The organism is Microvirga rosea (assembly GCF_020595095.1).
GTDB lineage: Bacteria > Pseudomonadota > Alphaproteobacteria > Rhizobiales > Beijerinckiaceae > Microvirga > Microvirga rosea.
The window spans coordinates 213,716-229,387 of the sequence record NZ_JAJDOP010000004.1; the positions used below are offsets into that span (position 1 = coordinate 213,716).

Annotated in this window: 13 protein-coding genes and 1 other RNA gene; 6 read left to right on the forward strand and 8 right to left on the reverse strand. The window is 63.5% G+C overall.

Features of this window, described 5'->3' with window-relative positions:
* Nucleotides 1–4: 4 nt before the first annotated feature.
* The 5 genes from ftsL to LJD17_RS12495 all read right to left on the reverse strand — a co-directional run bounded on the left by ftsL (nucleotide 5) and on the right by LJD17_RS12495 (nucleotide 3,308).
* Complete coding sequence (gene ftsL, locus LJD17_RS12475) at nucleotides 5–400, reverse strand: cell division protein FtsL (protein WP_227384512.1); 396 nt, start codon at nucleotides 398–400, stop codon at nucleotides 5–7.
* Nucleotides 397–1,446, reverse strand: a complete 1,050-nt coding sequence (gene rsmH, locus LJD17_RS12480; protein ID WP_227384513.1) for a 16S rRNA (cytosine(1402)-N(4))-methyltransferase RsmH — start codon at nucleotides 1,444–1,446, stop codon at nucleotides 397–399. Before rsmH ends, ftsL begins: the two co-directional genes overlap by 4 nt.
* Nucleotides 1,443–1,940: a division/cell wall cluster transcriptional repressor MraZ gene (gene mraZ, locus LJD17_RS12485; RefSeq protein ID WP_227384514.1), complete on the reverse strand. Its 498-nt coding sequence runs from the start codon at nucleotides 1,938–1,940 to the stop codon at nucleotides 1,443–1,445. Before mraZ ends, rsmH begins: the two co-directional genes overlap by 4 nt.
* A gap of 311 nt (nucleotides 1,941–2,251) precedes the next feature.
* Nucleotides 2,252–2,627, reverse strand: an RNA gene (rnpB, locus tag LJD17_RS12490) — RNase P RNA component class A.
* Nucleotides 2,628–2,669: 42 nt separating this feature from the next.
* A complete protein-coding gene (locus LJD17_RS12495; RefSeq protein ID WP_227384515.1) occupies nucleotides 2,670–3,308 on the reverse strand; it encodes a lytic transglycosylase domain-containing protein in 639 nt (212 codons plus the stop codon).
* Between the two features lie 296 nt (nucleotides 3,309–3,604).
* On the opposite strand from LJD17_RS12495, the gene LJD17_RS12500 reads away from it, so the two are divergent.
* From LJD17_RS12500 to LJD17_RS12525, 6 genes are all read left to right on the forward strand, one after another.
* Complete coding sequence (locus LJD17_RS12500; protein WP_227384516.1) at nucleotides 3,605–3,883, forward strand: hypothetical protein; 279 nt, start codon at nucleotides 3,605–3,607, stop codon at nucleotides 3,881–3,883.
* An 81-nt stretch (nucleotides 3,884–3,964) separates the two neighbouring features.
* Entirely contained in the window at nucleotides 3,965–4,690 is a 726-nt protein-coding gene (locus LJD17_RS12505; RefSeq protein WP_227384517.1) for a TerB family tellurite resistance protein, read from the forward strand.
* Nucleotide 4,691: 1 nt separating this feature from the next.
* Entirely contained in the window at nucleotides 4,692–5,465 is a 774-nt protein-coding gene (locus tag LJD17_RS12510) for an N-acetylmuramoyl-L-alanine amidase (protein WP_227384518.1), read from the forward strand.
* Nucleotides 5,466–5,542: 77 nt separating this feature from the next.
* Nucleotides 5,543–6,973 (forward strand): efflux RND transporter periplasmic adaptor subunit, encoded by a 1,431-nt coding sequence (locus LJD17_RS12515; RefSeq protein WP_227384519.1) that lies wholly within the window; start codon nucleotides 5,543–5,545, stop codon nucleotides 6,971–6,973.
* A gap of 10 nt (nucleotides 6,974–6,983) precedes the next feature.
* Nucleotides 6,984–7,700 carry an ABC transporter ATP-binding protein gene (locus LJD17_RS12520; RefSeq protein ID WP_227384520.1) on the forward strand — a complete coding sequence of 239 codons (717 nt, stop codon included), beginning with the start codon at nucleotides 6,984–6,986 and terminating at the stop codon, nucleotides 7,698–7,700.
* The gene (locus LJD17_RS12525) at nucleotides 7,697–8,929 is read left to right on the forward strand and encodes an ABC transporter permease (RefSeq protein WP_227384521.1); all 1,233 of its coding nucleotides are present in this window, start codon (nucleotides 7,697–7,699) and stop codon (nucleotides 8,927–8,929) included. The genes LJD17_RS12520 and LJD17_RS12525 overlap by 4 nt, the downstream gene beginning before the upstream one ends.
* A 950-nt stretch (nucleotides 8,930–9,879) precedes the next feature.
* On the opposite strand, the gene metH is transcribed toward LJD17_RS12525, so the two are convergent.
* From metH to LJD17_RS12540, 3 genes are all read right to left on the reverse strand, one after another.
* A complete protein-coding gene (gene metH, locus LJD17_RS12530) occupies nucleotides 9,880–13,635 on the reverse strand; it encodes a methionine synthase (RefSeq protein WP_227384522.1) in 3,756 nt (1,251 codons plus the stop codon).
* A 99-nt stretch (nucleotides 13,636–13,734) separates the two neighbouring features.
* Nucleotides 13,735–14,640, reverse strand: coding sequence for a methylenetetrahydrofolate reductase [NAD(P)H] (gene metF, locus LJD17_RS12535; protein ID WP_227384523.1), 906 nt, complete (start codon nucleotides 14,638–14,640; stop codon nucleotides 13,735–13,737).
* Entirely contained in the window at nucleotides 14,640–15,653 is a 1,014-nt protein-coding gene (locus tag LJD17_RS12540; protein WP_227384524.1) for an ArsR/SmtB family transcription factor, read from the reverse strand. Before LJD17_RS12540 ends, metF begins: the two co-directional genes overlap by 1 nt.
* Between the last annotated feature and the right edge of the window lie 19 nt (nucleotides 15,654–15,672).

A 15,672-nucleotide genomic window follows, 5' to 3' on the forward strand; every position in this document is an offset into this window, starting at 1 on the left:
GGGCTCACCGTCTCGGAGTTTGCGTGGTCGGGGTTCGAGCGTCGTTGCTCTTGTCTTTCGGCGTCGATGTCGGGCCGAACAGCCCAAGGGCTTCAAGCTTGCGGCCGATCTCGTCCTCCCGCACGGGGCGGTTCGGAAGATCGGACAAGCGGGCGAGTTGTTGGATCTTCAATGGTTGAAGATCGAGATGCTGGTCGGCGGCGGCCTGGAGACGGTCCGGACGGTCGAGATATTGCCATTCGGCCTGAAGCACGGCGATAGCGTCTCGCTCCCGCTGCACCTTCGATTTGAGCTTGGCCACCTGCTCCACATAGTAAAGGGTCTCGTACTTCACCGAGTAGGCATAGCCGGCCGATGCGATGAGCATTGAAATCGCAATGATGTGCAAGAGGCGTATCACCGGCGCCCTCCCCGTTTTTCCGCCGTCCGCGGGAGTTCTGCGAGCATCGTAAGGGCGCTCAAGGGTTCCTGCGCGGGTGTTTCCGTCCGCAGGCCGCCACGCAGCTTTGCAGAACGGGCACGAGGATTTCGCGCAATCTCCTCCTCGCCAGGCGTTACGGGACCACGGGTGATGGTCTCGAAAGTCGGCTTTGGAGCGACCAGTCCAGGCAAATGGCGCGATCCGCTCGGGCTCCGGCCGGTTCGAACCGCGAAGAACTGCTTGACGATCCGGTCTTCAAGAGAATGAAAGGTCACGACGACGAGGCGTCCGCCAGGCCGGAGAATCCGCTCTGCTGCATGCAAGGCGCGAACCAGCTCGCCGAGCTCATCGTTGACGGCGATGCGCAACCCCTGGAAAACCCGTGTCGCAGGGTGAATTCCGCTTGGCTCCTGCCGGATCAGGGACGCAACGAGATCGGCCAGCTGCTTCGTCGTCTCGAAAGTTTCACGGCGCCGCGCTTCAACGATTGCACGCGCGACTGCGCGCGCCCGGCGCTCCTCGCCATAATGATAGAAGATGTCGGCAAGCTCTGCTTCAGATGCCTCGTTGACGAGATCGGCCGCGCTCGGTCCCGCCCGTTCCATGCGCATATCGAGGGGACCGCTGCCGCGAAACGAGAAGCCGCGCTCCACTTCGTCGAGCTGCATGGACGAAACGCCGATGTCGAGCACGACCCCATCAATGCTCTCGTGCCCTTCCGCACGAGCGATGTCATCGAGCTGCCCGAACCGGCCATGCACCAGAGTGAGACGCTGCTTCGCCCATGCGACCAAGCCGGCGCCGCCGGCTATGGCGTCCGGATCACGATCAATTCCAATGACGGAATTGCGTGGATCCGCATCAAGAATGGCGCGGGTGTACCCTCCGGCACCGAACGTACCGTCCACGTACGTTCCGCCCTGCTTTGCATCCAGTGCCGTACAGACCTCTTCCAGGAGGACGGGAACGTGACGGGTCGGTCCGCCAGCGGCTCCGGCTCCTGGGCCGTCGCCGCGTCCCATCATCGTTCCCGTACTCCTGGTGAGATGTCCTGCACCGAACGCTGCTCCATAATCCGGCTGCCCAAGACCTTTTTCAGATCTCGCACTTTCGTACGCGCCTCCTCCAGATGCGCACGGAAACGCTCGGGTTCCCAAATCTGGAACTTGTGACCGAGTCCGACGAACGTGACTGCGTCCGCGATCCCGGCATGTACTTTCACCGAATCCGTCAGGATGACACGCCCCTCCGGATCGACCTTGAGAATCTCGCTGGTTCCGAACAATGCCGTCGACAGCTGATCCCGTTCGTCCGAATAGGGCGACAGCGTCGACAAGAACGCATCGATCTCGTTCAGAAGAACGTTTCCGCCTGCGTCCAAGGCCGGCGCATCGAGCGCCGGATGAACGTAGAGCCCCTCGAACCCATCCGCCGCCAGCACCGCGCGGAAGGATGCGGGGATCGAGACTCGACCCTTCGAATCCAACTTGTTTGTGAAATTGGACACGAAGCGGTTCATGAGCCGCGGCTTTCGCACTCCTGATTGTCAGCCCCCCGGCGGATTTTTTGGATCCGCCGCCTCCCGGCGCCGATGATGACACCTCATTCTGAACAATGCGGTCAGAGCCTTGCGTGGGCCTGACCATCCCTTCAGAAGACACCGTCGACGGGATGAGTTGGGATAACATGGGAGGGTATGGGCGTCAACGAAATGGGGCTGATGTGAAGGCTTGTCGGCATGCAGCCGCCATCAGAAATGTTTAGGGTTAATGAATCGTAAGCGAGGCAACGGTTTGCCACGATTTTCTGAAATTTCATCCTGTGGAAAAGGTTGTCAGTCGGCCTGTAAGCCGGGTTCTGTAGGGCCCAAAGCGTGACTTCAGGCGTGGCGACCATTCCTCTGGGACGGTCATTGCTGACCGCCTCAAGCAACCAACCCGGACGACGAGACTGGAAACAAGCCTGGCGCGAGCGCCTGTCGTCCCTATTCGGTTTTGCTCCCGGTGGGGTTTGCCATGCCGTCCGCATTACTGCGGCCGCGGTGCGCTCTTACCGCACCCTTTCACCCTTACCCCGACAAGCGGGGCGGTCTGCTTTCTGTGGCACTTTCCCTAGGGTTACCCCCGCCGGACGTTATCCGGCACCGTGTCTCCATGGAGCCCGGACTTTCCTCTCCGACAAGCGGAGCGGCCGCCCGGCCGACTGACGTGGGGGATGTGGGGGAACAATGATCGTTCCGTCAAGGGCCCTATTCGGCTTTTGCCGTCAGGGTCTTCACCTTTGCGCAGTAAACGCGCGAGGCGCGGGTCATGGTCTGAGTGCGATGACCGAACTGATAGCGCAAAACGGTGCCGCATGTGTCGCCGCCCGCGAGCTTGTAGGCTTGCGCCAGATATTTGAGCCCATAGCGGAGGTTGGTTTCGGCATCCAGGAGGCCCGCGGCATTGCCGGCGTATCCGAGGGACTGAGCCGTCCGAAAATTGATCTGCGTCAGACCCATGTTGGGGCCATTCCGCACAACGGGATTGTAGCGGCTTTCGATCCGCACCACTGCGTCGGCAAGCGCATAAGGAATGCTATGCTCCGATGAATACCGTTCGATCAGCGGCCTGAGCGACTCTGCGGCAACCGTATCGCTCACTTTGTGCTTGATCCGAACAACCGGAACGATGGAAGCGGTTGAAGCCGGCTTCTCGTCCTCCACGGTCGCCGATGCAACGGCACCACTGGTGCTCTGATGGGCTGCGGCCTCTTGGTTCGCAAAGGTATCCGGCGGGATCACGCTTGCGCCTTCTCCCCCCTCGGCACGCGCTTGAGCCGCAAGCGCAAGAGCAGCAAAGCCAAGCATCGCAACAACGACTGTTCTGAGGAAATGCTGTAAAGTCATATCGATCTCCGAGAGACAAGCGGTTGCGATCAATCGCTCGGTGAGGCCGAATTAGGGCAAAGATGTGACACGGCAAGACGCAATGAATTCACGGCTCTGCTTAAGCTAGACAATATGCAACTCGCAAAAACCTTGAAAATAAAGGGATCTAGCCTGTGAGATTTTCGCACCGAGCTTTAATAGATAATTCTACTCGCACGGAACCGTTTGCCCTTCGAAAGAGTTGGCGTGGGCGTAAGGTCAAGCTAAGTAGGGCTGGGTTTAGTCGACAGCCCGCTAATGACAGGGAAGCTTCCATGAAAAAGATCATCACAGCCATCGCAGCTGGCGCCCTCACCCTCTCGATGGCGGCCTGCAATACGCCTGGCGAGCGCGCCGTCGGCGGCGCAGCGATTGGCGGTCTCGCCGGCGCGGCTATTGGTGGTGCAGCCACAGGTCGTGCGGGCGGCGCTCTCGCGGGCGCTGCGATCGGTGCGGCAGGCGGCGCGATTGTCGGCGCTGGCACGGCTCCTGCTCGTCCCGCATGCCCCTATGGCACGTACCAGGACGTTTATGGCAACATCTACTGCCGCTAATTCGCACAGCAGGAATTTTGAGGGTCGGACGTCGTCCGGCCCTTTTCTTTTACCTGCACTTGAGCGTACCACTCAATTGCAATGATTCAGTCGATTTGGGGTAAATTGGGGGGTGCCGGTATCGGCCTTGCTTTGGGAGGGCCGATTGGCGCCCTGCTTGGCGGGCTTGCCGGACACATGCTGGTCGATCGCGAAGGGGCACTCTTCGGACGACCTCCTCGGGATGTCGTCTTCACAATGGGGCTCGTGGCGCTCGCCGCCAAGATGGCGAAAGCCGATGGTGTCGTGGTCGACCGCGAGGTCAGAGCGTTCGAGCACATCGTCGAGGTTCCGGCGGGCGAGCATGAACGCGTCAAGCGTTTGTTCGATCTCGCCAAAAAGACGCCCGACGGATTCGAAGCTTACGCCCAGCAGATCAGCGATCTTTTCAGGGATGAGCCTGCTCTCCTTGAAGATGTTCTGGATGGCCTCTTCCACATTGCCAAAGCGGACGGCGCCGTGCACGAAGCCGAGTTTGCTTATCTTCGCGACGTTGCGGAAATTTTCGCATTATCGGCGTCCGATTTCGAGCGCATCGCCGCGCGCCATGTGAAACAGGCGGACGATCCCTATCTCGTTCTCAATGCCGACCGCGACATGAGCGACGATGAGTTGAGACGTCATTACCGTAAGCTCGTCGCCGAGAACCACCCCGACCGGGAGATCGCGCGTGGCTTGCCTCCAGAGGCCGTGAAGATCGCGACGGAGCGCCTTGCCGTCATCAACGCGGCCTGGGAACGCGTGGCCTCCGAGCGGAACATCAGGTGAGATGATGGGCACCTCTCTTTCCCCTGAAAGCACCGTCGCCAAGAAGGTGTTTCCATCGCCGAACCACGGGGAAAGGAAGGACGGCAAGCGTCCCGATATGCTGATCCTGCACTACACCGGCATGCCGGATGCGGGTGAAGCCTTGCAGTGGCTGTGCAATCCGATCTCCCAGGTCTCGGCCCATTACTTCGTCTTTGAGGATGGACGCGTCATTCAGATGGTGCCGGAGGCGCGCCGCGCATGGCATGCGGGTTCGTCCTACTGGGACGGGGAGACCGACACCAATTCATGCTCCATCGGCATCGAGATCGCCAATGCGGGGCATCCCGGCGGGCTTCCGCTTTTTCCGGACGAGCAGATCGACAGCGTGATCGCCCTTGCCCGCGACATCGTCCTGCGCTGGAGAATTTCGCCGACCCGCGTGCTCGGACATTCGGACGTGGCTCCGGGACGGAAGGTCGACCCCGGCGAGCTCTTTCCATGGCGGCGTCTTCACGATGCGGGCGTCGGGCATTGGGTGGCGCCCGCTCCTGTTCGCGACGGGCGGTTCTTTTCCCGGGGGGACGAGGGAATGCCGATCGAAGCCCTCCAGGCCATGCTGACCATGTATGGCTATGGGCTGAAGATCACGGGCGTGTTCGATGAGAGTACCGAAAAGGTCGTGGCGGCGTTTCAGCGGCATTTTCGGCCCGAACGCATCGACGGCGTCGCCGACGCATCGACCATCACGACCCTGCGGGACCTCATCGCGAAGCGGCCGCAGGGCGGCGCATGACAAAGAGTTAACTCGAAACCAGCCGGGAAATCCGTCACAATGTCCATGAGAGCATCATGACGTGAAGGGTTCGAGGCGTGCGGCGGGTCTGGTTCTGGGTTGTCGGCCTTCTGGTAGTCGTCGGTGCCGCGGGATTCTACCTGTGGCGGCCTGCGAGCGGGAGCGCCTCGGATGCCGCCTATAGGCTCGGCGCCATCGAGCGAGGCCCGATCACGGCCAGTGTGAGGGCCACCGGGACCCTCAATCCGGTCACGACGGTTCTTGTCGGCTCCCAGCTGTCCGGCCAGGTCGTGGAAATTCTTGCCGACTACAATACGCCGGTGAAGCAGGGTCAGGTCGTCGCCCGGCTGTACTCGGAACAGATCAAGTCCCGAAGGGATGCGGCACAGGCCGATCTTGCCCAGGCCAGGGCCGATCGCGACACCAAGAAGGCACAGATCGACAAGGCGAAGGCCATGCTGCAGCGTTCGGAGGCTCTCGCGGCGGATCTTGCCGCCCAGCGCGACCGGGCCCAAGCGCAGCTTGCGGAGGCGCAGCGCAACTTCGAGCGCCAGACCGAACTGGTCGCCCGCGCCGCCGGAACCCAGAATGCCCTCGATCAGACGAAGACCCAGCTCGACATTCAAAAGGCCGCTCTGGTTTCGGCGCAGGCACAGATCGCCTCCAATGCGGCGGAGACGGAAGGGCTGAAGGCGGATCTGGCCTTGGCCGAGGCAGGCATGAAATCGGCGGAGGCCCTCATCCTTCAGCGTGAGGCGAAGCTGCGGGATATCGAGATCGACCTTTCCCGAACGGAGATCCGCTCACCGGTCGACGGAGTTGTGGTGAAGCGGGATATCGAACTCGGCCAGACGGTGGCGGCCTCCCTGTCGGCTCCGACCCTCTTCACCGTCGCGCAGGATCTGCGCGAGATCGACATCTACGCCAATATCGACGAAGCGGATGTGGGTCGCCTGAAGCCCGATCAAGCGGTGAGCTTCACCGTCAATGCCTATCCCAATCGAACGTTCACGGGCCGTGTCAGGCTCGTGCGCCTTGGGGCGCAGACCGTGCAGAACGTCGTGACCTATACGGCGGTGATTGGTGTGAAGAATTCCGACATGTCGCTCCTGCCGGGCATGACGGCCAACCTCCAGATCGTGACCGATGAACGGGACGATGTCCTGCGCGTGCCCAACGCCGCCTTGCGCTTCCGCCCTCCGGGGATGGCCGTTGCGGTCAAAGCGTCGCCGTCCGACGAGCAGCCGGACCGGCAGGCCCGCAGGAGGCCGCCGGCGCGAACCGCCGCGGACGAAGGCATGGAAGGTCGGCTGTACAGGCTGGTGGATGGTAATCCGGAGCTTGTTCCGGTTCGTCTCGGCGTGACCGACGGCAGCTATACGGAGATCCTCAAGAGCCGCCTCAAGGAGGGCGAAGCGGTGATCATCGGAGGAGGCACCCGCAGCGGCGCACAGGAGGCGGACCCATCCAGGCCCGCGTCGCGTCCACGGCCTCCACGCATGTTCTGAGGACGGCGCAATGGCGTTGATCGAAACACGAGGCTTGCGGCGCGTCTACGATCTCGACGGTGGCCGGGTCGTTGCGCTCGATCATGTTGATCTCGATGTGGCGCAAGGCGACTTTGTCGCCGTGATGGGTCCATCCGGCTCCGGCAAGTCGACGTTCATGAACCTCATCGGCTGTCTCGACCGGCCGACGGAAGGGCACTATCGGCTCGCCGACACGGCGGTCGAAAAGCTCGATGCCGACGGTCTCGCCGCATTGCGCAATCGCCAGATTGGCTTCGTGTTTCAGCAGTTCAATCTGCTGCCGCGCGTCGATGCCATCGGCAATGTGGAACTTCCGATGGTCTATGCCGGCGTCGACCGGAGAGCGCGCCATGAGCGGGCGTTGAGCGCCCTTGAACGTGTCGGCCTCGCGGGGCGCGCCCATCACCGCCCCATGCAGCTTTCCGGCGGACAGCAGCAACGGGTGGCGATTGCGCGGGCCCTCGTCAACCGGCCGAGCCTGCTTCTTGCCGATGAGCCGACCGGCGCCCTCGACAGCCGAACGGCCGAGGAAATCCTGGCTCTCTTCCAGGAACTCAACCGCGAGGGCGTCACCATCGTGCTCGTGACGCACGACGCCGATGTGGGACGCCATGCGCGCCGTCTCATCCGCTTCAGGGATGGGCGTGTCATCGAGGATATCCGGCAGCAGCCTCTTGAGGCACGGCGTGAGGAGGCTCTCACGTGAGGCTTATCGAGGCCATCCGATCGGCTCTGTCCGCCATCATGGCGAACGCCCTGCGAAGCCTGCTGACCATGCTGGGCATCGTGATCGGTGTGGCGGCCGTCATCGCCATGGTGGCGATCGGGTCGGGCGCGAGAAATCTCGTTGACCGGCAGATCAGATCCCTGGGCGCCAACCTCGCCATCATCACGCCGGGCAATGTCACGCAGGGCGGCGCCCGTCTCGGCGCCGGCGCCGCGTCCTCCCTGACCGATGACGATGCCCAGGCCATCAAGAACGAGATCGACGGCGTGATCGCGGCCGCGCCGTTCGTGCAGGGCGGGACCCAGGTCGTCGCGGGCGGGAACAACTGGGCGACGCGCATCTACGGCATCGACAACGACTGGTTCGAGGCGCGCGAGTGGGATGTCGCGGTCGGACGCAATTTCGATCCGGAGGAGATCCGCAGAGGCGACATCGTCGTCATTCTGGGTCAGACGGTGGCCCGCAATCTCTTCGGCGAGGACGACCCCATCGACCAGACCGTGCGTGTCCGCAACGTGCCGTTCCGGGTGATCGGCGTGATGGCGCCGAAAGGGCAATCGGCCTTCGGTCAGGATCAGGACGACGTGATCTTCGTGCCCCTCGATGCGGGACGCCGCCGCGTGATCGGCCGGAACTACGCCAAGGACGGCTCCGTCGGATCGATCTTCGTGAAGTTCGCCCGGGAGGAGGAGATCGAGCCGGGAATCGAACTGATCACCCGGCTGCTGCAGCAGCGCCATCGCATCGTCGGCGATCAGGAGGACGATTTCTCGATCCGCAATCTGACCGAGATCGCCAACACGGCATCCGCGTCCGCCAACACGCTCTCGATGCTGTTGGCAGCGGTCGCCGCCGTTTCCCTTCTGGTCGGCGGGATCGGCATCATGAACATCATGCTGGTCTCGGTGACGGAACGAACCCGCGAGATCGGCCTGCGCCTCGCGGTCGGGGCGCGGCCGCGGGATATTCTCAGTCAGTTCCTCATCGAAGCCACGACCCTCTCCACCATCGGCGGCATTCTCGGCATCGCCCTTGGCGCGACGGTGGCGTACTTCGTGGCGCAGCTGGCCGGGTGGCCGTCGCTGATATCCTCCGAGGCGATTGCCGTCGCGGTCGGCTTCTCGGCGCTCGTCGGAATCTTCTTCGGTTTCTATCCGGCCCAGCGCGCCGCCAAGCTCGATCCGATCGAGGCGCTGCGGCGGGAATAGAGCCCTGAGGCCCGAGGGATGATCGAGACGGGGTGGTGCCATGCGGAGCAATGGTAGGCGCGCCGTCATTGCGGGGACACGGAGCGGATCGGAAGGACCGAGCGCCGTTCCGTCATTCCGGGACGGCCCTGCGGGCCGGGCCCGGAACCCAGAGCCGGCGAGGTTTGTGGATGGGTGCGCGGCTGCCATCGTGTCTTCTCCGGGATCGTTAGCGGTTCTGGGTTCCGGGCTCTCGCGCTGCTCGCCCCGGAATGACAGAACAGCCCCGTCATTCCGGGGCGCCGCAGGCGAGCCCGGAACCCATACACGCTGCGGGTGCTGGAAAGAGAACGCACCGGCTGCCATGGCTCTTTCTCCTGAACGGTCGTGTTTATGGGTTCCGGGCTCTCGCTGATGCTCGCCCCGGAATGACGGCGGAGCGCATGCCGGGCGAGCCCGTGACGGCGGGGCTCATGACAGCGGAGCGCATCACGGCATGGGCGGTGTCCTCCGGGCTGAGTGGCCCGGAGGGGAAGCGATCGAGGGTGGCGCGTCGGGCAGCCCGGCTCGCGGATGATGAGAAGGGAAGAGCCGAGATGCCTCTTCGCGCACGGTTCTTTTAGGCGGACAGGAGAGGCAAGGCTCAGGTATCGCCGCAGGCGGGATCCGTCTCGTGCGACGGGGGCCTGCGACCGATCCCGACAACCCGCCCAAGCATCCTGGGCCTCCCGTCACTTGCTTCTGCGTAGGAAGCGAGCACGGGACCGTGTCCGGTCCCGCTCTTGCGACGCCTCGCGAGTGCGCCCCTCGTCAGGACCTGATCTGTGAAACGATATAGCTCAGCTTGCCCCGCCAGTCAAGAACAAAAGCGGAACGCAACTCATCCTGCGTCTGCCGGGAGCAGGCATCAGCTTCCGACGCGACGCTGCCGTCTCATCGGCGAGCCTCGCCCCGACGGGCCTGGCTCGATCCTATTCCGCAGCCATCACCGTGTAGGAGGCAGGATCATAATTGAGGATCGGCGAGAGCCAGCGCTCCACGTCCTGGATGCTCATGCCCTTGCGCGCGGCGTAATCTTCCACCTGATCCCGCTCCACTTTGGCGACCCCGAAATAATAGGCCTCGGGATGCGCCAGATAGAGGCCGGAGACGGACGAGCCCGGCCACATGGCGTAGGATTCCGTCAGCGCGACTCCGATGCTGCGCTCGGCATTGAGCAGGCGGAAGATCGTCGCCTTTTCCGTATGATCGGGCTGGGCCGGATAACCGGGCGCCGGGCGAATACCCCGGTAATCCTCGCGGATCAGGTCCTCGTTCGACAACGCCTCGTCCGGTGCATAAGCCCAGAATTCCTGGCGCACCCGCTGATGCATGCGCTCCGCGAAGGCTTCCGCCAGCCGGTCGGCCAGGGCTTTGACGAGGATCGACCGATAATCGTCGTTGGCGCGTTCGAAACGCTCCGCGATGCGAACTTCCTCGATGCCCGACGTGACCACAAAGGCGCCGATGTAATCCGGTTGTCCGCTGTCTTCAGGGGCGATGAAATCGGACAGGCACAGGTTCGGCTTGCCGTCCCGCTTCGTGAGCTGCTGGCGAAGGCCGTAGAACGTCGCGAGCGTCTCCTGCCGGCTTTCACCGGTATAAAGCCGGATGTCGTCGCCCACCGCGTTGGCGGGCCAGAACCCGATCACCGCCTTCGGGTTGAACCAGCGCTCGTCGACCAGCTGCTTGAGCATGCCCTGAGCGTCCTCGAACAGCTGCCGTGCGGCGGCTCCCTGCTCGGGATCGTCGAGGATTGCGGGGTAGCGCCCTTTGAGCTCCCAGGTTTGGAAGAAGGGCGTCCAATCGATATAGGGAACGAGTTCACCCACATCGTAGCTGCGGAAAACCCTTGCGCCGGTGAAGGTCGGCTTCGGCGGCTGGTAGGCCGGCCAGTCGATCTTCGGGCGGTTCGCGCGTGCCTTTTCGAGGGGAAGCCTCTGCTTGTCGGCCTCCGAGCGCCGGTGCGCGTCCGCCACCCGGCGGTACTCGGCCTGGATGGTGGTGATGTAGTCGTTCTTGGCATCGGGCGACAGGAGCGACGAGACGACGCCGACCGCGCGGCTCGCATCCGTCACATAGACGGCCTGCCCCTTCTGGTAGTTCGGATGGATCTTCACGGCCGTATGGACCCGGCTCGTGGTCGCGCCGCCGATGAGGAGCGGAATGTCGAAGCCTTCCCGCTCCATCTCGCTCGCCACGTTGACCATCTCGTCGAGTGACGGCGTGATGAGGCCGGAAAGACCGATGATGTCCACGTTCTCCTTGCGGGCCGTATCCAGGATCTTCTGGGCCGGCACCATGACGCCGAGATCGATGACCTCGTAATTGTTACAGGCCAGAACGACGCCCACGATGTTCTTGCCGATATCGTGCACGTCGCCTTTCACGGTCGCCATCAGCACCTTGCCGGCGGTCGATCGTTCCGTACTGCCGCTGGCCTCCTTCTCGGCTTCCATGAACGGCATGAGGTAGGCGACCGCCTGTTTCATCACGCGGGCGGATTTCACCACCTGCGGCAGGAACATCTTGCCGGCGCCGAAAAGATCGCCGACCACGTTCATGCCGGCCATCAGCGGACCTTCGATCACGTGCAGCGGGCGCTCGGCGGCGTGGCGCGCTTCTTCCGTATCCTGCTCGATGAACTCGGTGATGCCGTTGACGAGCGCATGCTCGATGCGCTTCTCGACCGGCCAGGAACGCCATTCGAGATCGGCGGCCTTCACGGCGCCGGAGCCATCGCCCTTGAAGCGCGGCGCGGCCTCGAGCAGCCGCTCCGTCGCGTCCGGACGGCGATTGAGCACAACATCCTCGCACAGCTCGCGCAATTCGGGATCGATCTCATCGTAAACCGCGAGCTGTCCCGCATTCACGATGCCCATGTCCATGCCGACCTTGATGGCGTGGAACAGGAACACCGAATGCATTGCCTCGCGCACGGGCTCATTGCCGCGGAAGGAGAACGACAGGTTCGAGACACCGCCCGAGATATGCGCGTGCGGCAGCGTCTCGCGGATGATGCGCGTCGCCTCGATAAAGGCGACGCCATAGCCGTCGTGCTCTTCGATGCCCGTCGCGACCGCGAACACGTTCGGATCGAAGATGATGTCCTCGGGCGGGAAACCTACCTCCTCGGTCAGGATCTTGTAGGCGCGGGTGCAGATCTCGACCTTGCGCTCGAGCGTGTCCGCCTGCCCTTGTTCGTCGAACGCCATCACGACGACCGCAGCCCCATAGGAACGGCAGATCCGCGCGTGCTCGATGAAGGATTCGATCCCCTCCTTCATCGAAATGGAGTTCACGATCGCCTTGCCCTGAATGCACTTCAGGCCTGCCTCGATCACGGCGAACTTCGACGAATCCACCATGACCGGAACCCGGGCGATATCGGGCTCCGCCGCCACCAGGTTCAAGAATTCCACCATGGCCTTCTCGGAATCGAGAAGACCTTCGTCCATGTTGATGTCGATCACCTGCGCGCCGTTGGCGACCTGATCCCGCGCCACGTCGAGCGCGGCCGCATAATCGCCATTGGTGATGAGCTTGCGGAACTTCGCCGAGCCCGTCACGTTCGTGCGCTCGCCCACGTTGACGAAGGGAATATCGGGCGTCAGCACGAAAGGCTCGAGGCCGGACAGCCGCATCATCGGCTTCACCACCGGCACCTGCCGCGGCGCCTTTCCGGCAACGGCCTCGGCGATGGCGCGAATATGATCCGGCGTCGTCCCGCAGCATCCACCGACGACATTGACGAGACCCGCATCGGCGAATTCCGCCAGCATGCCGGCGGTCGCCTCCGGACGTTCGTCATAGAGGCCGAATTCATTGGGCAGGCCGGCATTCGGATAGGCACAGACGAGGGTGTCGGCCGCCCGGCTGATTTCCTGAACATGCGCCCGCATCTCCCGCGCGCCGAGGGCGCAGTTAAGACCGATGGCGAACGGCTCCGCATGACGCACCGAATGCCAGAAGGCCGTCGGCGTCTGGCCCGAGAGGGTGCGGCCGGACAGGTCCGTGATGGTTCCGGAAATCATCACCGGCAGCTTCACGTCGCGTTCCGCAAAGACCTTCTGCGTGGCGACGATGGCGGCCTTGGCGTTGAGCGTATCGAAGATGGTTTCGATGAGGACGATCTCGGTCCCGCCGTCCACCAGCCCCCTCACCTGCTCCGCATAGGCTTCGCTGACCTGATCGAACGTCACCGCGCGATAGCCCGGATTGTTCACGTCCGGCGAGATCGACAGGGTGCGGTTCGTCGGACCGATGGCGCCGGCCACGAAACGGCGGCGACCGTCCTCTTTCTCCGCCTGCACGGCCGCTTCACGGGCAAGGCGCGCGCCGTGGAAGTTGAGCTCGTAGACCAGCTCCTCCATCCCATAATCGGCCTGCGCGATTGACGTGCCCGAGAACGTGTTCGTCTCGACGATGTCGGCACCGGCCCGAAAATAATCGAGATGAACCTGACGGACCGCGTCGGGCTGCGTGAGGATCAAAAGGTCGTTGTTGCCTTTGACGTCCTGCTTCCAGTCCTTGAAGCGCGCGCCTCTGAAGTCCTCCTCCGAGAAGCCCGATCGCTGCAGCTCCGTACCCATGGCGCCGTCCAGCACAAGAATGCGGCGGGACGCAATCTCGCGAAGGGCCTTCACAATCTCGGCGCCATTGGCAGGGCGGGCAACATCAAGCGTCATCGTTTCTTCTTTCATCCGCCCGGATCGTCGGATCCGGGCCTTCTACCTGTCGGCAAAACAGCGAAAAGCCCGGCGCGGGGGCCGGGCGTGGAATTCTTGTCAGGCGGCAACCCTTTCGGCCTGGTTACGCAGCCCCAACAGTCGGCAGATCGCGTAAACCAGATCCGCCCGGTTCATGGTGTAAAAGTGAATTTCGTTGACGCCGCGATCCACGAGATCGATCACCTGCTCGGCGGCGACCGCGGCGGCGATCAGCTTGCGGGTTTCCACATCGTTGTCCAGGCCTTCGAACCGGGCCGCCAGCCAGGCGGGAATGCTCGCGCCGGTCTTCGCCGCGAAATTCGCCGTCTGCTTGAAATTCTGCACCGGAACGATGCCGGGGATGATCGGAATGTTGATGCCCCGCGCCCGCACCCGGTCGAGATAGCGGAAGTAGACGTCGTTGTCGAAGAAGAACTGCGTGATCGCGCGGTCCGCCCCGCAATCGACCTTCTGCTGCAGCACGTCGATATCCGCGTCGAGGGAGGCCGCTTCCGGATGCTTTTCCGGATAGGCGGAAACGGAAACCTCGAAATCGCCCACGGACTTGATCCCGGCCACGAGATCGCAGGTTCTCCGATAGCCGTCGGGATGAGGTTCATAGGCCGTTCCAAGCCCCCCGACCGGATCGCCCCGCAGCGCCACCACATGACGGACGCCCGCATCCCAATAGGAGCGCACGACGTTGTCGACCTCGTCCTTGGTCGCGGCGACGCAGGTCAGGTGAGCGGCGGGCTTGAGCTGGGTCTCGCGAACCAGCCGGGACACCGTGGCATGGGTCCTCTCGCGGGTCGATCCGCCCGCTCCGTAAGTGACCGAAACGAAGTGAGGATCGAGGGGCGCGAGACGCTCGATGGACGACCACAGGGTGGCTTCCATCTCGTCGGTCTTCGGCGGGAAGAACTCGAAGGAAACCTTGATGGGGCAGGAAGCCTGGCGGCTTGGGCGATGCGCGAGCGGCAACATCAGGCGACCTCTCTGTCGGATGCGGCGAGGGGCCAGTCCGTCATGACGCGGCGGTCCTGTCCCAACCAAAGGGAAACGATCAACTGCTCATCGCCATTCTTGGACGGAGCGATCTGGCGATTGAGGAGGCAGTCGAGCCCGGCTTCGTCGAGCCAGTCCGCCACCTGCTCGGGCGCGAAGCCCAGGCGCCGGTGCGCCTGCGTTTCACGCAGGAATTCGAGATTGTGAGGGGCGAAGTCGACCACCAGAATCCGCCCGCCCGGCGCCACCAGACGCGATGCCTCGCGGATCGCCCGCGCGGGATCGTCCAGGTAGTGCAGAACCTGATGGATCACCACGAGATCGAACGTGTCGCGCGGGAAAGGCGGCGCATAAATATCGCCCTGCCGAAGCTCGATGCCGCGCAAGCCCGCCTTTTCGAGATTGGCGCGCGCGACGGACAGCATGGCATGACTGGCATCGAGGCCGACCGTCCGCAGGGCCCGCGGCGCGAGGAGCTGGAGCATCCGCCCGGTGCCGGTGCCGAGATCCACGAGGTTCCGGATCGACTTCTCGCCCAGAACGTCGAGCACCGCCGCCTCGACCGTCGCTTCGGGAGCATGGAGCGACCGGATCCGGTCCCATTCCGGAGCCAGCCGCGAGAAAAAGGCCTGCGCCGCATGAGAGCGCTGGTTGCGGACGGCCTCGAGGCGCGTCCGGTCGTCGAGGAGAAGCGGATCCGACCGGTTCAGGCTGTCGAGCATCGGCCGGATGATCCTCGCCGCGTCGCTGCGGTCCGTCAGGCGGAAAAACGCCCAGGCGCCTTCCCGGTGCCGCTCCACAAGGCCCGCCTCGACCAGGAGTTTCAGGTGCCGCGAGATGCGCGGCTGGGACTGGCCCAGGATGTCCGTGAAATCGGAGACGGACAGCTCCCCTTCCGTCAAAAGAGCGAGAATGCGCAGGCGCGTTTCCTCCGCGGCGGCCCGAAGGATGCCGAGAGTCAGATCCAGCGATGGCGATGCGGCGTCCGACACGATCAAAACTCGCTCTCAC